This is a genomic window from Mycobacterium sp. 4858, from assembly GCF_900240975.1.
In the GTDB taxonomy this organism is placed as follows: Bacteria; Actinomycetota; Actinomycetes; order Mycobacteriales; family Mycobacteriaceae; genus Mycobacterium.
Genome location: NZ_LT968776.1, coordinates 1,982,339 through 1,998,679, shown reverse-complemented (window position 1 = coordinate 1,998,679; position 16,341 = coordinate 1,982,339). Strand labels below are relative to the sequence as shown.

Annotated in this window: 19 protein-coding genes; 10 read left to right on the top strand and 9 right to left on the bottom strand. The window is 68.0% G+C overall.

Going from position 1 to position 16,341, the window contains the following annotated elements; translation table 11 throughout:
* Position 1 precedes the first annotated feature (1 nt).
* Positions 2–127: a hypothetical protein gene (locus C1737_RS17910; RefSeq protein WP_007167223.1), complete on the bottom strand. Its 126-nt coding sequence runs from the start codon at positions 125–127 to the stop codon at positions 2–4.
* A 162-nt stretch (positions 128–289) separates the two neighbouring features.
* Here C1737_RS17910 and C1737_RS17905 point away from each other — a divergent pair, with 162 nt between their 5' ends.
* Positions 290–913, top strand: a complete 624-nt coding sequence (locus C1737_RS17905) for a TetR/AcrR family transcriptional regulator (protein ID WP_067919179.1) — start codon at positions 290–292, stop codon at positions 911–913.
* A 110-nt stretch (positions 914–1,023) separates the two neighbouring features.
* Here the strand turns inward: C1737_RS17905 and C1737_RS17900 are convergent, their stop codons facing one another.
* A complete protein-coding gene (locus tag C1737_RS17900; protein WP_102419071.1) occupies positions 1,024–1,923 on the bottom strand; it encodes an alpha/beta hydrolase in 900 nt (299 codons plus the stop codon).
* Positions 1,924–2,031: 108 nt separating this feature from the next.
* Here C1737_RS17900 and C1737_RS17895 point away from each other — a divergent pair, with 108 nt between their 5' ends.
* The 4 genes from C1737_RS17895 to C1737_RS17880 are packed head-to-tail and all read left to right on the top strand — an operon-like array spanning position 2,032 to position 5,637.
* The gene (locus C1737_RS17895) at positions 2,032–3,132 is read left to right on the top strand and encodes a diacylglycerol kinase (protein WP_102419070.1); all 1,101 of its coding nucleotides are present in this window, start codon (positions 2,032–2,034) and stop codon (positions 3,130–3,132) included.
* A gap of 16 nt (positions 3,133–3,148) precedes the next feature.
* Complete coding sequence (locus tag C1737_RS17890) at positions 3,149–3,889, top strand: glucose 1-dehydrogenase (protein ID WP_067919184.1); 741 nt, start codon at positions 3,149–3,151, stop codon at positions 3,887–3,889.
* Between the two features lie 22 nt (positions 3,890–3,911).
* The gene (locus C1737_RS17885) at positions 3,912–5,252 is read left to right on the top strand and encodes an FAD-binding oxidoreductase (RefSeq protein ID WP_102419069.1); all 1,341 of its coding nucleotides are present in this window, start codon (positions 3,912–3,914) and stop codon (positions 5,250–5,252) included.
* 34 nt (positions 5,253–5,286) lie between these two features.
* Positions 5,287–5,637 (top strand): hypothetical protein, encoded by a 351-nt coding sequence (locus C1737_RS17880; RefSeq protein WP_068092968.1) that lies wholly within the window; start codon positions 5,287–5,289, stop codon positions 5,635–5,637.
* Here C1737_RS17880 and C1737_RS17875 read toward each other — a convergent pair whose 3' ends face one another.
* From C1737_RS17875 to C1737_RS17865, 3 genes are read right to left on the bottom strand one after another with little or no spacing between them, the layout of a single operon-like run.
* Positions 5,638–6,177: a TetR/AcrR family transcriptional regulator gene (locus C1737_RS17875; protein ID WP_102419068.1), complete on the bottom strand. Its 540-nt coding sequence runs from the start codon at positions 6,175–6,177 to the stop codon at positions 5,638–5,640. It abuts the gene before it with no gap.
* A 28-nt stretch (positions 6,178–6,205) separates the two neighbouring features.
* A complete protein-coding gene (locus C1737_RS17870) occupies positions 6,206–7,042 on the bottom strand; it encodes a thioesterase family protein (RefSeq protein ID WP_102419067.1) in 837 nt (278 codons plus the stop codon).
* A 14-nt stretch (positions 7,043–7,056) separates the two neighbouring features.
* Complete coding sequence (locus C1737_RS17865) at positions 7,057–7,875, bottom strand: SMP-30/gluconolactonase/LRE family protein (RefSeq protein WP_102419066.1); 819 nt, start codon at positions 7,873–7,875, stop codon at positions 7,057–7,059.
* A 184-nt stretch (positions 7,876–8,059) separates the two neighbouring features.
* On the opposite strand from C1737_RS17865, the gene C1737_RS17860 reads away from it, so the two are divergent.
* From C1737_RS17860 to C1737_RS17840, 5 genes are all read left to right on the top strand, one after another.
* Entirely contained in the window at positions 8,060–8,944 is an 885-nt protein-coding gene (locus C1737_RS17860) for an acyl-CoA thioesterase II (protein WP_102419065.1), read from the top strand.
* A gap of 16 nt (positions 8,945–8,960) precedes the next feature.
* Positions 8,961–9,881, top strand: coding sequence for an LLM class F420-dependent oxidoreductase (locus tag C1737_RS17855; RefSeq protein ID WP_068096726.1), 921 nt, complete (start codon positions 8,961–8,963; stop codon positions 9,879–9,881).
* Positions 9,881–11,062 (top strand): acyl-CoA dehydrogenase family protein, encoded by a 1,182-nt coding sequence (locus tag C1737_RS17850; protein WP_102419064.1) that lies wholly within the window; start codon positions 9,881–9,883, stop codon positions 11,060–11,062. Before C1737_RS17855 ends, C1737_RS17850 begins: the two co-directional genes overlap by 1 nt.
* 82 nt (positions 11,063–11,144) lie before the next feature.
* A complete protein-coding gene (locus tag C1737_RS17845; RefSeq protein WP_102419063.1) occupies positions 11,145–11,873 on the top strand; it encodes a ZIP family metal transporter in 729 nt (242 codons plus the stop codon).
* A 118-nt stretch (positions 11,874–11,991) separates the two neighbouring features.
* On the top strand, positions 11,992–12,654 hold the full coding sequence (locus tag C1737_RS17840) for a nitroreductase family protein (protein WP_102419062.1): 663 nt from the start codon (positions 11,992–11,994) through the stop codon (positions 12,652–12,654).
* Here C1737_RS17840 and C1737_RS17835 read toward each other — a convergent pair.
* The 4 genes from C1737_RS17835 to C1737_RS17820 form a co-directional block, all read right to left on the bottom strand.
* On the bottom strand, positions 12,636–13,319 hold the full coding sequence (locus C1737_RS17835; RefSeq protein WP_102419061.1) for a DUF427 domain-containing protein: 684 nt from the start codon (positions 13,317–13,319) through the stop codon (positions 12,636–12,638). The two genes, C1737_RS17840 and C1737_RS17835, sit on opposite strands and share 19 nt — an antisense overlap.
* 50 nt (positions 13,320–13,369) lie before the next feature.
* Positions 13,370–14,092 carry an SDR family NAD(P)-dependent oxidoreductase gene (locus C1737_RS17830; RefSeq protein WP_369807534.1) on the bottom strand — a complete coding sequence of 241 codons (723 nt, stop codon included), beginning with the start codon at positions 14,090–14,092 and terminating at the stop codon, positions 13,370–13,372.
* Between the two features lie 208 nt (positions 14,093–14,300).
* Positions 14,301–15,650: a neutral zinc metallopeptidase gene (locus tag C1737_RS17825; protein WP_068091523.1), complete on the bottom strand. Its 1,350-nt coding sequence runs from the start codon at positions 15,648–15,650 to the stop codon at positions 14,301–14,303.
* A gap of 2 nt (positions 15,651–15,652) precedes the next feature.
* Positions 15,653–16,189: a DUF4333 domain-containing protein gene (locus C1737_RS17820; protein WP_067922716.1), complete on the bottom strand. Its 537-nt coding sequence runs from the start codon at positions 16,187–16,189 to the stop codon at positions 15,653–15,655.
* Between the last annotated feature and the right edge of the window lie 152 nt (positions 16,190–16,341).

Genomic DNA, 16,341 nt, shown 5'->3' with positions numbered 1-16,341 from the left:
TCTAGACGGGTGGGTAGGCGGGCGGCGGGTAGCCGTTGCCGTCGACCACCCCGCGCAGGCCCCACGGAACGTAGCGGAAGAAGAACTCGATCTCGTCGCTAGCGTCGTAGTCCGGACTCGGATCCATGAGGCCACCCCTCCAGTCGCGACTTGAGCTTTGACGGCGAGTCTAGTCCCATCCTCGTCGGGGCGACACCTGGCGTTTGCCTAAACTGTCCAACCAGTTGATTGATAATTGGCCGACCCCGGCATCCCGGCAACGGACGGGTAATGACGATAGCGAGTACCGATGGCATCCGAGAACGGACGAACGCGCCGCGAGGAGCTGCTGGCTGTGGCCACCAAGCTGTTCGCCGCGCGCGGTTATCACGGCACCCGGATGGACGACGTCGCCGACGTGATCGGGCTGAACAAGGCGACGGTGTACCACTACTACGCCAGCAAGTCCCTCATCCTCTACGACATCTACCAGCAGGCGGCCGAGCGCACCCTGGCCGCCGTCCACGACGATCCCTCGATGACGGCGCGGGAGGCGCTCTACCAGTACACCGTGCGCCTGCTCGACCAGATCGCCGCCAATCCCGAGGGTGCCGCGGTGTATTTCCAGGAGCAGCCCTACATCACCGAGTGGTTCACCGAGGAACAGGTCGCCGCGGTGAGGGAGAAGGAAACCCAGGTCTACGAGCACGTGCACGGCCTCATCGACCGGGGGATCGCCAGCGGCGAGTTCTACCAGTGCGACTCCCACGTCCTGGCGCTCGGGTACATCGGCATGACGCTCGGCGCCTACCGGTGGTTGCGGCCGAGCGGGCGCCGCAGCGCCAAGGAGATCGCCGCCGAATTCAGCACCGCGCTGCTGCGCGGCCTGATCCGCGACGAAGCGATCCGCACCAGTTCCCCGCTGGGTCCCTAGGTCCGACGGGGCGACCCGCTTCGCCCGGCTCCGCCGCGCTCGCGATCGCCCCCAGTTCCGATGGGGCGACCCGCTTCGCCCGGCTCCGCCGCGCTCGCGATCGCCCCTAGTTAGGCCCCCGCGCCTTTCAGGTGCCTGTCGAGGAAGGCGAGCTGGTCGGCGACGACACGGTCGAACGCCTCGTCGACGTAGATCGCGAAGTGCCCTTCGGGATACAGCTTGACCTCGCCGTGCGGGGCGTTGGCCGCGTAGCGCAGCGTCGGCGCCGCCGGTGCCACCGAGTCGGCTTCGCACACGCAGAACAGGATCGGACAGGGGATTCTCGCGGTGTCGCGGCCGGGGCGGTAGGCCATGATCGTCAACGCAATGCGGGCCGCCACCTCGTTGGTCAGTTCCTCACCTTCGGGCACGAGCCTGAGATAGCCGGGGTACGCGTCGGGCGTGGTCATCAACGCGACGTCCCCGGGTCTTCCGACCGTCGGCACCATCACCGGAGGCTTGCGCAGTCGGGCGGCCACCAGGTCACGTGCCGCCAGGAGGCCGACCCGCGCAAAGACCAGCGGGTTGCTGATCGTGCGCGCCGACGCGATGCCGTCGGTGAAGGGGCATTGGACGACTGCGGCGGCGATGCCCGGCAGCCGGGCCGCCGTGGCGATCACATGGCCGCCGGCAAAAGAGGTGCCCCACAAGGCGATTCGATTGGTGTCGATGCCCGGCAGGGTGCGCGCGTAGGTGACCGCGGCGGCCCAGTCGGCGAGCTGCAGGCCCACATCCAGCACCTGGCGCGGCTCGCCCTCGCTGTCGCCGAAATTGCGGTAGTCGAACACCAGGCAGGCGTACCCGGCCGCGCTGAACCGTTCGGCGTAGGCGTCGAGGCGCATGCTGCGCACCCCGCCCAGCCCGTGCGCCATCACCAACAACGGCGCGGGCGCGTCGCCGGCCGGACGGTAGAGCCATGCGCTGATCAGGTCGCCGCCGGACGAGAACCGGACGTCTTCTCGTTGTGTCATCAGCGAGCTATTCTGCCTGGGCCGCGGCGATCCGTCCGCCGGTATGTGCCACGGTTTTTATGGACTAGTGTCTAGAAACGTTTGAGCGCTCAACGAACGGAGACTCCCATGGCGATCCGCGTCGCGCACGTCGGTACCGGAAACGTCGGGGGGTTGGCCCTCACCGAGCTGATCACCAACCCGCAGTTCGAGCTGACGGGTGTGTGCGTGTCCACCCCCGAGAAGGTGGGTCGGGACGCCGGCGACCTGTGCGGAGTAGGCCTGGAACCCGGTGTCGTCACCGGCGTCACGGCCGTGGGAGACCTGGATGCGCTGTTGGCCACCAAGCCCGAGTGCGTCGTTTACTGCGCCATGGGCGACACCCGGCTGCCGGATGCCATGGCCGACGTCATGCGCATCCTGGCCGCCGGCGTCAACGTCGTCGGGTCCTCGCCGGGGCTGCTGCAATACCCGTGGGGCGTGATGCCCGACAAGTACATCGACCGCGTGGAAGACGCTGCCCGGCAAGGCAATTCGAGTATCTTCATCACCGGCGTCGACCCCGGGTTCATCAACGACCTCATCCCGTTCGCGCTCGCGGGCACCTGTCAGAGCATCGAACAGGTGCGTTGCATGGAGATCGCCGATTACGCCACCTACGACGGCGCGGAGGTCATGCACTACATGGGATTCGGCCGGCCGCTCGACGAGGTGCCGATGCTGCTGCAGCCGGGCATCCTCGGCATCGCTTGGGGGACGGCGATCCGTCAGCTGGCGGCGGGACTGGGCATCGAGGTCGACGAGATCACCGAGTCCTACCAGCGCGAGCCGGCGCCGGAAGACTTCGACATCGCGGTGGGGCACGTCGCCAAGGGCACCATGGCCGCGCTGCAATTCGAGATTCGGGGCATGTCCAACGGGCGGCCGGCCGTCGTCATCGAGCACATCACCCGGCTGCGGCCCGACCTGCGACCGGACTGGGCCCAGCCGGCCGCCGGTGGCGGCTCCTACCGCGTCGAGATCACCGGCGAGCCCTCCTACGCCGTGGACATCGTTCCCAGCAGCCGCAAGGGCGACCACAACCACGCCGCGATCGTGGGTGCCGCCGGGCGCATCGTCAACGCGATTCCCGCGGTGATCGCCGCGCCGCCAGGCATCCTTACCACGCTCGACCTGCCGCTGGTGACCGGGAAAGGCCTTTACGCACCAACCACTTTGGTGAGCACCTAAATCGAAAGGAGTCCCTGTGGGACGGGTAGAAGGCAAAGTCGCACTGATCAGTGGCGGTGCCCGCGGGATGGGCGCCGAGCACGCGCGGCTGCTGGCGGCCGAGGGCGCCAAGGTGGTGATCGGCGACATCCTCGACGACGAGGGCAAGGCGGTGGCGGACGAGATCGGCGACTCGGTGCGCTACGTCCACCTCGACGTCACGCAGCCCGATCAGTGGGACGCCGCCGTCGAGACCGCGGTCGGCGAATTCGGCAAGCTCAACGTATTGGTCAACAACGCCGGCACCGTCGCACTCGGCCCGTTGCGGAGTTTCGATCTGGCCAAGTGGCAGAAGGTGATCGACGTCAACCTGACCGGAACCTTCCTGGGCATGCGGGTGGCCGTGGACCCGATGATCGCCGCGGGCGGCGGCTCGATCATCAACGTGTCCTCGATCGAGGGGCTGCGCGGCGCGCCGATGGTGCACCCCTACGTCGCCTCCAAGTGGGCGGTACGCGGCCTGGCGAAGTCCGCGGCCCTGGAGTTGGCGCGGCACAACATCCGGGTCAACTCCGTGCACCCCGGGTTCATCCGCACCCCGATGACCAAGCATCTACCCGACGACATGGTGACCATTCCGCTCGGCCGCCCGGCCGAGTCGCGCGAGGTCTCGACGTTCATCCTGTTTCTGGCCAGCGACGAGTCGTCCTATGCCACCGGCAGCGAATTCGTCATGGACGGCGGGCTCGTGTGCGACGTGCCGCACAAGCAGTTCTAGCCGCGGTGCTATAACGGCGAGCATGCTGCGCCGCTTGGCCGATGTGGTGGGGTCCAACCACGTGGTCACCGATCCCGACGTGCTCGCGGGCCGCGGTGTCGACCACACCGGGCGCTACCGCGGGCGGGCCAGCGCGCTGGTGCGCCCGGGTTCGGCCGAGCAGGTCGCTGAGGCGCTGCGGGTGTGCCGGGACGCTGGAGCGCACGTGACGGTGCAGGGCGGCCGGACCTCGCTGGTGGCGGGCACTGTGCCCGAACACGACGACGTGCTGCTGTCCACCGAGCGGCTGCATGCCGTCGATGACGTCGACACCCTCGAGCGCCGCGTCCGCGCCGGCGCCGGCGCCACCCTGGCCGCGGTGCAGCGCGCCGCGGGCGCCGCGGGCCTGGTGTTCGGGGTCGACCTGGCGGCCCGCGACACCGCGACGGTCGGGGGGATGGCCTCGACCAACGCCGGCGGCCTGCGCACAGTCCGGTACGGCAACATGGGCGAACAGGTCGTCGGCCTTGAGGTGGCGCTGCCCGACGGGTCGCTGCTGCGCCGGCACAGCCGGGTGCGCAGCGACAACACCGGCTACGACCTGTCGGCGCTGTTCGTCGGCGCCGAGGGCACCCTGGGCGTCATCACCGCCCTCGACTTGCGGCTGCACCCCACCCCGTCGCGGCGGGTCACCGCGCTGTGCGGGTTCGCCGGGCTCGACGCTCTGGTGGACGCCGGCCGGACTTTCCGGGACGCGGACGGCATCGCCGCGCTGGAGATGATCGACGGCCGTGCCGCCGCGCTGACCGGCGAGCACCTCGGGGTGGGCTCGCCGGTCGAGGGTGACTGGCTGCTGCTGGTGGAGCTGGCCGCCGACCACGACCAGACCGAACGGCTCGCCGAGCTGCTCGACGACGCGCGGATGTGCTCCGAGCCCGCCGTCGGCGTGGATGTCGCCGCGCAGCAACGGCTCTGGCGGGTGCGGGAGTCGCTCGCCGAGGTGCTCGGCGTATACGGGCCGCCGCTCAAGTTCGACGTCTCCCTGCCGCTGTCATCCATCGACGGATTCGCCAGGGAGGCAGGCGAATTGATCGGCGCGCAGGCCCCGGAGGCGCTGCCGGTGCTGTTCGGCCACGTCGGGGAGGGCAACCTGCACCTCAACGTGCTGCGCTGCCCGGCCGACCGGGAGCATGCGCTGTACGAGCCGATGATGGAGCTCATCGCGCGGTCCGGCGGCAACGTCAGCTCCGAGCACGGCGTCGGCACGCGCAAGCGGCATTACCTGGGCATGTCCCGGGAGTCCGCGGACATCGCCGCGATGCGGACCATCAAGGCCGCGTTGGATCCGACGGGCTATCTCAACGCGGCCGTGCTGTTCGACTGATCGGACTTGCGCCGTCCGACATACGCTGGGATCCATGGCATCCGGAATCTTCAACACGCCCATTGTCGGAATCGTCAACAATCTATTCGGTGGCATGATCGATGCACCCGTCGTCGGACCGCTGGTACGACGCGGGCTGATCAAAATTCGCTACGTCGGCAGGCGTTCGGGTAAGACGATCCAGACCCCGGTCGGGTACCGCCGCTCCGGCGACGGCGTCGTCATCCACGTCATGTCGCCCGATAGCAAGACATGGTGGCGAAACTTTCTCGGCGAGGGCGGGCCGATCACGCTGCTCAACTTCGACGGCGCCGATCGCACCGGACACGCGATCGCCAGCCGCGACGAGAAGGGCCGCGTCAATGTCGCGGTCCAGCTCGACTGATCAGGAGCCGCCCTTGATTCCGACCGCGTGCCGCAGCTGCGCCAGGAACTGGTCCGCGTCGTCGCTGCGGACGATGTAGTGCGAGATGGCGATCCGGATCACGGTCGCCGCCTTCACCGCGGCGTTCGGCCCGGGCATATGCCGCTGCAGGCCCTCCCGCATCTGCGGGATCACCCACGAGAACTGGGCGATGGTGTGCTCGGGCTCGACGTCGACCATGCGCACACCGGAGTAGGAGTGCTGGTATTCGACGATGAACCGCAGCACCGCGTCGAGCTTGTCGACCCCCTTCAGGCCCGCGGTCGCCCGCACCAGGCCGCTTTCGAAGATCTGCCGCTCGTAGGCCGAAAAGGCCGACAGCAGTTCCTCTTTGGAGGCGAACCAGCGGTACAGCGTCGGGCGGGACACCCCGGCCTGGGCGGCGACGTCGGACAGGCTGAGCTTCGTCTTGCCGTTGCGGCCGAGGACCTCGGCGGTGGCGTCGAGGATGCGCTGACGCGTCGAGGTGTCGTGTTCCGCGGTCTGGGCCGGCCGGCTCATAGGTGCAACTCTACGAAGTGGTTCACCGTTATTTCGCTTCCCGGCCAGACTTGCCCGGGCGCGGCCGCACCAGCACCGACTGCTGGATGGAGCCGACCGCGCCCTGCTCGTCGAACAATGTGCCGATCGTGGTGCCGACACCGTCCGGGCCGTAGCTGGTCTCGGCGCGGATGCCGATCCAGTTGCCGTCCGGAACCCGGAACACGTGCACGGCCAGGTCGGTGTTGAGAAACGTCCACCGGGTGATGTCCAGCTTGCTGCCGATGCCGTTGGCGCAGTCGGCCACCGCGAACAGGCGCTCGAGCGGTGTCATGCTCTCGCCGGTGACCAGATCCACGGTCGGGTGGATCCACGATTCGCCGGGGCCCTTGCTCAGCGGCTCCGTCAGCCACAGCCAGTCCAGGCTGTGCACGTAGTTGCGGTCCCACTCCCGCGCCTTGAGGTTGCGGTTGCGCGCTTCGCTGCGCGGCCCGGGCATCGGGGCGGCGGCGTGGGCCAGCGCCCGCGTGTCCAGCGTCTGCAACCGCCACCCGCTCGCGCGCGCCACGGGCCGGGGCCGGCCATCGGGGCCGGGGGCCAGCATCTCGGCGCTGACCAGTTCGATCTGTTTCCCGCCGCGCTGCACCTGCGCGTTGACCCACAGGTCGCCCTCGGCGGGCACCCCGCCCAGCAGGTCGATGACGACGCGGGACAGGCGGGTGTCCTCGCGCTGCTCGCAGCGCTCCAGCGCCCGCACCAGCAGCGCCGACACCGGCCCGCCGTGCTGGATCGACGCCGACCAGGTACCCCGCGCCAGGTCGGTGGCCCGGAACTTCTCTCCCAACGGGTCGGTGCCGTCGATGAGCTCGTAGTAGGAGTCCGACATCGTCAACCTCTTCCTCAGGGCAGGCCGGCGCCGGGAGTGGTCACCGTGACGGCGTCCAGCCGCGACAGGCGGGTGCCGATCAGGCGCTGAGGGGACGCCTCGGTGCTCGACAACAAGAACAGCGTCCGGCGCTCCGGGCCGCCGAGCGCGCAAGCGATGGCGACGCGCTCGCCCATGTCGATGCGGTCGGTGACGGCGCCGCCCTCGACGACCCGCTCGAATTGGTGGGCCAGCGTCATCGCCGCCCACACCGCGCCGTCCGCGTCGAGCGCGATGCCGTCGGGTGGCCCGTCCAGGCCGTCGGCGAACACGCGCCGGCCGGTCAGCCCGCCGTCGGCGCCGACGGTGAACGAGGTCAGCCGCCGGCCGACCGACTCGGCCACGATCAGCGTTCGGCCGTCCGGGGTGATCACCATGCCGTTGGGAAAGTCGAGGTCCTCGGCCACGACCGTGGCGGGGCCGTCGGGATCCAACCGGATGATCGCGCCGCCGCTTCGCGCCTGGCATCCGATGTAGGCGCGGCCCGCGTCGTCGATGACCATGTCGCCGAGATCGGCCGGCGCCAGGCCGCCGAGATCGGCGATGGTGTCGACGGTTTCACCGTCGTAACGCAGCACGGTGCGGTCCTCGGCCGAGACGATCAGCAGCGATCCGTCGGGGCGGAAACCCAGGCCCGACGGGGCGTGCCCGGGCAGCGGCAACGTGGTCAGGGACCCGCCCATGGTGGAGGTGTGTACCGCCTCGCCCAGCATGTCGGAGAACCACAGGAGGCCCTCGAACCAGCGTGGCCCCTCGCCGAAGCAGAAGCCGTTGGCCAGCGGTTCGGGAATCATGCCCCGATGCCCTTCACCCCAGCTCCCGCTTTACAAAACACCGCCAAAGTGTCAGGCACCGCGGGTACCGGTGTCAATCGCGCAACCGGGGGATCGGTGTTGTTAGCCAAGCTTTACAAATCCTAGGCAAAGTGTCACGCTGGGCCGTGAGCTGCCGGCGCGAGAGGTGGAGTGCGAATTGACCATGGCTTCCGAGGAATCTGAGCAGACCGAGTGGACCGTGCAGGGCCTGCTGGATCTGTTCGACGTGCGCCCCGACAGGCAAGACCGGTACATCGGCGACACGGGCATCGCCGTCGGCGACGAACGGCAGGTCGTGGAAGGCACCCAGGTGCTCGCGCAGGCGATTGTCGCCGTGGCCAAACGATTCCCGGACAAGTCGGTGCGCTCGGCGCACGCCGTCTTCTCCCGCGCCGTCGCCGTCGGCCCGCCGATCGAACTCGTCCTCGACGTCGTCGCCGAGGGCCGGACCACCGCCACCGCGGTGGTCGCAGTGCACCAGAACGGTCGGCGCTGCCTGAGCATCACGGTGCTGGCCGACGTGCCGACCGGTGACGTCATCCGCCACCACCTGCCGCGCCCCGACGTGGCCCCGCCCGCCGAGGCCGTCCACTCATCGATGCCGATGGTCGGACGGGAACTTCGGCTGGTCGATGTGGTCGACGTCAACAGCCCCGACGAGGTCGGGCCGCCGGAGCTCTACGCGTGGCTGCACTACGACCCGATCCCCACCCGGGACGACCTCGCGAAGGCGCTGCTGGCGTACTTCACCGGGCACCTGGGGATCTCCACCACCATGCGGCCGCATCCCGGCATCGGCACCGCCCAGGCGCATTTGACCGTGTCCACCGCACCGATGAGCATCTCGGTGGCCTTCCACGAGCCGGTGCGCTGGGACGGGTGGCTGCTCTACACCCACGAAAGCACCCAGGTCGGCGCGGGAATGTCCTACGTGCGCGGCACGGTGCATTCCGAGGAGGGCGAGCTGCTGTGCTCGTTCGCCCAGGAGGCGCTGATCCGGCCGCTGCGCACCACCGACACGGCCATCGATTCGCGCGCACGGTTCTAGCGGACTGGTCGCGTCCATGCGCTTCACCATCACCCACCCGATGCACAGCCATCCGTACAACGCGGAGCTGGTGAGCGGGGACGGCATCGGGAAGGTGGCGGCGGCCACCGAGGCGGCCGGCATCCACGGGTTCGGCTTCACCGACCACCCGGCCCCGTCGCAGCGGTGGCTGGAGGCCGGTGGGCATGACGCGCTGGACCCCTTCGTCGCACTGGGTTTCGCGGCGGCGACGACGAGCACGCTGCGGCTGATTCCCAACATCGTGGTGCTGCCGTACCGAAACCCGTTCGTGGTGGCCAAGTCCGGCGCCACACTGGACCTGCTCTCCGGTGGCCGGTTCACGCTCGCGGTGGGCGTCGGTTACCTCAAGCGGGAGTTCGCCGCGCTGGGGGTCAGCTACGACGAACGGGCGGAGCTGTTCGAGGAAGCCCTGCAGGTGATCCGGGCGGTGTGGACCGGCGACGACATCACCTACGAGGGAAGGCATTTCACCGCGCGGGGGATCACCGCGCACCCCCGCCCCCTGAGCGACCCGCATCCACCGATCTGGATCGGCGGCAACACGTCGTCGGCGCGCCAGCGGGTGGCGCAATACGGTGACGGCTGGTGCCCTTTTCCCGCCCCGCCGCAGCTGGCGCAGACAGCCGGCACGGCGGTGATCGACTCGGTGGCACGCCTCACCGACGGCATCGACGATCTGCGGCGCCGGTGCGACGCCGCGGGCCGGGACTGGTCGGGGATCGACGTCACCTTCACCAACTTCGAGGGCGGCAGCCCCGCCAGCGACGAATTCAACGCCGACGCCTACCTCGACGGCCTGGAGAAGCTGGCCAAGGTGGGTGTGACATGGGTGAGCGTTCACCTCCCCGGCGACAGCATGGCCCACGCGCTGGAGACACTCGACCGGTTCCGGACCCACGTGATCGACGCGGCCTGATGGACTTCTCCCGCGTCGACCTCTCACCCGAGGACCAAGCCTTCCGCGACGAGACTCGCGCATTCATCGCGAAGCACGTGACCGAAGAAGTGCTGCACCGGCAGCTGGAGTTCGGCGAAAACTTCGACGAACACGTGCATTTGGCGCTGGGCGAGGCCGGCTACCTGGCATCGGACTGGAAGCCGGAGTCCGAGGGCGGATTCAGCCCGGTTCGGCGCCGCATCTTCCAGCTCGAGATCGCCCGGGCCCATACGCCGTGGTATCACTGGGGCACCACGTCCGTCGTCGCCCGGCTGGTGCGCCAATTCGGGGCGCCGGAGCTCGCCGACGGGGTCCTGCCCGGTGTGCTCGCCGGGGAGATCCGGCTGTGCCTGGGCTACACCGAGCCCGAGGGTGGATCGGACGTCGCCACGTGCAAGACGCGCGCCGTTCGGGAAGCGGATGGATCGAGCTGGATTATCAATGGCTCCAAGATGTTCACGTCGAACGCGCAGAACGCCCGCTACGTCTTCCTGCTCACCAACACCGATCCGCAAGGCCCGAAACACCGGAACCTGACCATGTTTTTGGTGCCGCTCGACTCGCCGGGCATCGACATCCAAGGCCTCCGCACCCTGGACGGTGACCGCACCAACATCGTCTACTACAGCGACGTCCGGGTCGACGACCTCTACCGGATCGGCGAGGTCAACGGCGGCTGGACCGTGATGCGCGCGGCGCTGGACTCCGAGCACGGCGTCGTGGATCCGGAAGACCATGGCCTGCAATACATTGCCGCGATGTCGGCGCACGGTGACCTGATGGCCGAAGTCGTCGACGCCGTCGCGGCGGTCGTCGCCCACCCCGGACCGGACGGCCGGCGGCCGCTCGACGACGACTCGGTGACATATCGGCTCGGGCGCGACGTCGCCCGGACGGAAGCGGCGCTATCCACACCCGGAATGTTTGGGCGGGTCGCGATCGCGCAGACGATGCGTGACATCACCCCTGACCTGATGGACATCCTGGGCACCGCGTCGGCGTTGCCCACCGAAACCCCCGGATCCGCGACCGACGGCGCGGCAGAACACCTTTACCGGCTGGCGCTGCCGCTGGGGATCTACGGCGGGACGCTGGAAGTATTCCGCAACATGATCGCCCAACATCAACTCAAGCTGGGACGGCCCAGTTACGGCGGCTGACTTCGGCGCGTTCAGGTGCGCCAACCTTCCCCGAGAGCGCTACCTTTTCACCGAGTACCGGTCGCAGAGAGGTAGGCCCGCAGTGGTTGTTCTCGTGGCTCTGGGCTCGTTCATCACCACGCTGATGGGCGGTTATGCCGCGCTGCGTATCGGTTCCTACCGCTATCTGGTGCTCGGGTTGGCGGCCGGGTTGATGCTCGGCGCGGTGGCCTTCGACCTGCTGCCGGAAGCGATGGGCCGGCAGTACTGGGTCCTCTTCGGCGTACCGGCTCCGCTGCTCGCGTTCGTCCTCGGCTTCTTGGTCCTGCACGTCATCGAGCACACGGTCGGCATCCATCGCGGTGACGGGTCGGGTGAGGCCGGTGATCTGGATGCGCCCGGCGTCGGGATCCTCGCCGCGTCGGGGCTGATCGGCCACAGCGTCATGGACGGGTTCGCCATCGGGGCCGCCTTTCAGGCGGGAGCCGCCGCGGGCGCGGTGGTGGCTGTCGCGGTGATTGGCCACGACTTCGCCGACGGCTTCAACACCTACACCGTCACGTCGCTCTATGGAAACGACCGGCGGAGGGCGCTCGCGCTGCTGGGCGCCGACGCCGTCGCACCGGTGGCCGGGGCCGCCCTCACACTGGCCGTGACGATTCCCCATCGCCTCCTCGAGGTGTATCTGGGATTTTTCGCGGGTTTCCTGATGTATCTGGCCAGCGCCGACATCCTGCCGAGGGCGCACGCCGGGCACCGCACCGCCGCGACCCTGGCCTGCACGCTTGGCGGGGTGCTGTTCATGCTGGCGATCGTCGGGCTGGCGAGCTAGGCGAGGCGGACAAGGGCCGAAAGGCTCTAGCTTCGCGAAGGCATCGGCGAATAGCGTTCCGAAACGCTTAGTTTCGTCCCGAAACACCTTCTGCCATCAGCATTTCGGGGGACAACCTATGGACGCCGCAAGAGAAGCCGTTGCCGGCAACGCCGCTGACGAGGGGTGGCTGCCACTTCCCGCCCCGGCCCGCGACCCCGACGATGCGATCGTCGCCGCATTCATGCGGAGGAAGACCACCAGGGAATCCGGTCCCGAACCGCTCTCGATCCGGGACCTCTCCGACCTGCTGTGGTCAGCGTACGGCGTCAATCGGGAAGCGGGTCCGTTCGGTGCGCCGGGACGCACGGCGGCGTCGGCCAGCAACTCTCAAGAGATCGATCTGTATGTCGCACTCGCCGATGGGACCTATCGGTACGACGGGCCCCGTCATCGCTTGGCGCGCATCACCGGTGGCGATGTCCGCGCCAGCGCCCTGACGCCGGGTGAGCCGGGCGTCACGGTGGCCCCGGCGATGCTGATCTACGTCGTCGACGTTGACCGGCTCACCCATACCGCCGGCTTCGGCGAGCCGGGACTTCACGACCCGGAAGTGCAGAAGTCTTACTACTACGTCGACGTCGGGCTGATCGCCGGGAATGTCTACCTTTTCGCCGCCGCCCACGGCCTCGCGGCCTGGTTTCACAACTGTGACAGGGCCGGGCTCACCGAGCACCTTGGATTGAAGGTCCACCAACGAGTCCTGTTCGCGCAGTCGGTCGGCTACCTACCGGCGGACTGATCGCCGCCTGGCAGGTCGGCAACGACGTCCGCTCGGGTGGGGTCGAAGCTGAGAAACCCTTTGATGGGCAGGCTTTCCGGCGGCGGGTCCGCGTAGCTCCACGCGACGTCGTCGGCATCACCCGCGGACCAGTACGTCGCGAAACCCTTGTAATTGCAGTAGCTCGACGTCTGTGAGCGGCTCAGCAGGTCGGTGCGTACGTGCGCCGGGTCAACGTAAAGTCTTGGCTCTAAAGCCGTTTCGAAAACGATCACGGTCTGGTCGGTGTCGACCAGCACGGTGCCCGCGACCGAGACCCGCAGGCGCCGCTTGGTGGGCCGGCAGTCGACGCGGTGGTAGGGATTCGGCGGGTAGTGCACGAGTTCGCGGCCCTCTTCGAGCCAGGTGTCGACGGCGTCCCAGGGCACATGCACGAAGCCCGGGGCTTCCGGCTCGGGCTCGGCGGGCAAGTCGCCGACCTCGCCGGCCCGGAAGGCATAGCCGAGCGGGTGGCCCCGCCGGTGCACCATCAGCGCCCCTTCGGTGTCGATCACCAGGCGCCCGTCCCGCCACGCCTGCACGCGGCGCGGATGAGGCTCGATGAAGACGACGTCGGCGGGCAGCGGGGGTGAGAATCGCCCGGCCGGATCACTGCTGAGTGGACCACGTCCGGCTACCAGGCTCATGGTGTGAGGCTAGACCTCTGTGCGCCGAGCCGGTACGCGCCGGGAGCGGGTCAGTCGTCCGCACCGAGCAAACCCGCGTACTGGCGCTCGAGCACCTTGGCGGAGCCACGCTCCCAGCCCGCGGCCAACGACCCGGACAACTGGTCGGGGAAGATCTCGTCGTCGTCGTTCTCCACCCCGTCGAAGATGGCTTGCGCCACCGATTGCGGCGACGATTTGGGGATGTCGAGGTCGCGGGTCATCTCGGTGTCCACGGGCCCGGTCAGCACCGCATGAACACGCACCCCCTGCGGCGCCAGGATGACACGCAACGATTGCGTCATGGAGAACGCGGCCGCCTTCGAGACGGAGTAGGCCGGGATGATCGGCAACGGGGCCAATGCGTTCACCGAAAGGTTGTTGACGATCGATCCCGCGGATCGCACCAACAGTGGCAAGAAGGTTTGGATCACGGCGTAAGTGCCGAAAAGGTTGACCTCCAGGTGTCGTTGGAGCGCGGAGGGGTCGCTCAAGTCGTCGTACAAAGCAAGGCCGGCGTTGTTGACGAGGATGTCGAGAGCATCGACCTGCTCAGCCGCCGCCCGACGATGCGCGGCGTTGGTGATGTCCAGGGTCAGCGGCGTCACTCGGGAATCACCGTTGTCCGCCAAGGCCTTTCGGGTACCCACGTACACGCGCCGAGCGCCTCTGTTCAATGCTTCCACGGCGAGCGCCCGCCCGATGCCGCGATTGCCACCGGTGATCAGAAGTGCTTTGCCTGAGACTGTCGCCACGAAGACCAACTCCTTCTCGTTTGGCGTTAACGGCAGACCGCACATCCTGTGCGGCTTACCGTGGCGAGCCATCGGGGCCCGCATGTATTCCGATGCACCGGGGCGTGCGGAATCATCGATCCGCAGATCAGGGCGCCGACCAGGCGCGCCATCCGGTCGGTGAGAGAGGGCGAGCGCTGGCGGGTCCGCGGGGCGGATGCGGGGCGGTTCAGTGAACCATGCAGGCTTGGGCCCCGTTGTAGACGCCGTCGCGGTAGGCGTCGATCCGGGCCGCGCCTTGCCCCTGTCGGGCCACATCGCCGTTGCCGCGGAACAGCAGTAGGGCGGCCACACCCTTGTCCAGGTCTCCGGGGGAGAGCCGGTAATTGCTCTCGGGGCGGTTCTGCAAGAGGATGCTTGCCGCCCACGCGCCGGCCATACAGTCGGCCCGCAGCGACACTTTCTTGTCGGCTGGATCTTGCCCGTCGCGGTACAACGCGGCGAGTCCATACTGTGTAGCGATCAGGGTGGCGACCGCGAAGTCACCGCCCTCAGCGTAGATCTTCGGCATCGCGGTGACGTTGTCGAATCCGACGTAATCCTCAGGCACGCAATAGAACAGCACATATCCGGCCGTCGATTGACCGGCACAGTCCGGCTGGCCCGCCGGTGCGAATGGCCGGGCCGGTGCCAGCGGGGCCCACGGCCTGCCGGTCAGCTGCGGGAAGACCTGCGAGTAGTAGTCCTCGAGGTCTGTTGGGACATTGTTGACGATGTCGTCGTATGGCGCATTGCCGCCAGCGGCCATGTCGGCGGCGTTGTTGAACGGAATCTCCACGACGACCGGGTCACGGTCGTTGTAACCCTTGCACGCCGCCGCCCCGTTGTCGAAGCCCCGACGGAAGGAGTTGACACGGTCGAATCCGCTGCCGTGGGCACGGGGATCCTGTTTCGCCGTGCCCGGCTCGTCGCGCAGGAAGAGGAAACCCGCCAGCGCCTGATCCAGCTCGTCGGCGTTCGGCCTGAACGTGTCGGCCTTTGCGTGCGCCGCCCACGCCCCGGCGAAGCAGTCGGCCTGAATCTCCTTGGTCACCGTTTGTCCGGTGAAGTTGGCGCGGGCCTGGACCGCGTGCCCCCACTCGTGGGCGAGGACCACCGGAATGACGAAATCACCGAATCGTTTACGCAAGCTCGGCAGCAATCCTTCGGAGTCCCAGGCTACGTCATCGGCTTTCGCGCAGTAGAAGGCGTTGCCGGCGACGTCGTCGGCCGCCGCCGCGCAGGGTGGCAGTGGCCCGGTTGATGGCCGGACCGCATAGAAGCCGCCCTTGACCGGTGCGTAGTCGCGGCCGTACAGCTTGGGAAATTCACCGGCCCAGTAGGTCTCGATGTCGGCGATGGCCTTCGCGGCGAGCGCGTTCGCCGGGTCGGAACCGTCACCGTGGATCTGCACCTGGGGCGCCGGGTTGAACGTGGGCACCGTCGCGGAGTGGGTGGACCTGCCGCCGCACCCGTCGCATGTCAGTACCGCCACCATCACGACGGCTGTCGCGCGGAGCCGCCATCGCCTGTCTGCCATCGTTATTGGATGGGCTTGTCGTCCACTTTGAAGTGGAAGTTCACGTCGGAGCCCTGCACGGTGTTGACGGTCACGGTGACGCCGTACTTCTGTCCGCTGTCGACGAGTTCGCAGCGCAGCGTGGCGCCCTCGGTGCCTTTCAGGTTGTCGGGGCACGTCACGGAGTCGGGTTTGGAACCGAACTGCTGCGTCAGCTGATCGCTGATTTGGCTGGCCACTTGGTTCTTGTCGATGGTGTTGACCATGTCGAATTTGACCTGGCTCCCGTCGACGGTGCTGACCGTTACGTTGACGGTGCTGGTTTGACCGTTGACCTTCATCGTGCAGTTGGTCTGCGCACCGACCTGAGCCTTGAGATCATCGGGACACGTCACCGACTCGGGCTTCTGTCCGTTGGGTGACGTCATCTTCGTGCTGATCTGGTTGGCGACATCTCCTTTGCTCACCACCTTGGGGCCACTCGAGCATGCGCCCACGCTCGCTGCGACCCCTGCGACCGCGCATGCCAAAACGACCTTCTGCCCTAACGAATTAGCCATGACACCAGCCTTCCGCGTTCACGTGACGGCCCAACCCCAGACCCGAGGCAGGGATGACACGTCCTCTTCACATTGCCGCCGGGAAAATTACTCACCGGTGTTGGAATTGGATTGGAACGTTCCTCCGACGGGGCGAGGACGGTCGGACCGTC

Coding starts and splice junctions, on each gene's coding strand:
- C1737_RS17910 (WP_007167223.1), bottom strand. CDS start 127: ATGGATCCGAGTCCGGACTACGACGCTAGCGACGAGATCGAGTTCTTC.
- C1737_RS17905 (WP_067919179.1), top strand. CDS start 290: ATGGCATCCGAGAACGGACGAACGCGCCGCGAGGAGCTGCTGGCTGTG.
- C1737_RS17900 (WP_102419071.1), bottom strand. CDS start 1,923: ATGACACAACGAGAAGACGTCCGGTTCTCGTCCGGCGGCGACCTGATC.
- C1737_RS17895 (WP_102419070.1), top strand. CDS start 2,032: ATGGCGATCCGCGTCGCGCACGTCGGTACCGGAAACGTCGGGGGGTTG.
- C1737_RS17885 (WP_102419069.1), top strand. CDS start 3,912: ATGCTGCGCCGCTTGGCCGATGTGGTGGGGTCCAACCACGTGGTCACC.
- C1737_RS17880 (WP_068092968.1), top strand. CDS start 5,287: ATGGCATCCGGAATCTTCAACACGCCCATTGTCGGAATCGTCAACAAT.
- C1737_RS17875 (WP_102419068.1), bottom strand. CDS start 6,177: ATGAGCCGGCCGGCCCAGACCGCGGAACACGACACCTCGACGCGTCAG.
- C1737_RS17870 (WP_102419067.1), bottom strand. CDS start 7,042: ATGTCGGACTCCTACTACGAGCTCATCGACGGCACCGACCCGTTGGGA.
- C1737_RS17865 (WP_102419066.1), bottom strand. CDS start 7,875: ATGATTCCCGAACCGCTGGCCAACGGCTTCTGCTTCGGCGAGGGGCCA.
- C1737_RS17860 (WP_102419065.1), top strand. CDS start 8,060: ATGGCTTCCGAGGAATCTGAGCAGACCGAGTGGACCGTGCAGGGCCTG.
- C1737_RS17855 (WP_068096726.1), top strand. CDS start 8,961: ATGCGCTTCACCATCACCCACCCGATGCACAGCCATCCGTACAACGCG.
- C1737_RS17850 (WP_102419064.1), top strand. CDS start 9,881: ATGGACTTCTCCCGCGTCGACCTCTCACCCGAGGACCAAGCCTTCCGC.
- C1737_RS17840 (WP_102419062.1), top strand. CDS start 11,992: ATGGACGCCGCAAGAGAAGCCGTTGCCGGCAACGCCGCTGACGAGGGG.
- C1737_RS17835 (WP_102419061.1), bottom strand. CDS start 13,319: ATGAGCCTGGTAGCCGGACGTGGTCCACTCAGCAGTGATCCGGCCGGG.
- C1737_RS17825 (WP_068091523.1), bottom strand. CDS start 15,650: ATGGCAGACAGGCGATGGCGGCTCCGCGCGACAGCCGTCGTGATGGTG.
- C1737_RS17820 (WP_067922716.1), bottom strand. CDS start 16,189: ATGGCTAATTCGTTAGGGCAGAAGGTCGTTTTGGCATGCGCGGTCGCA.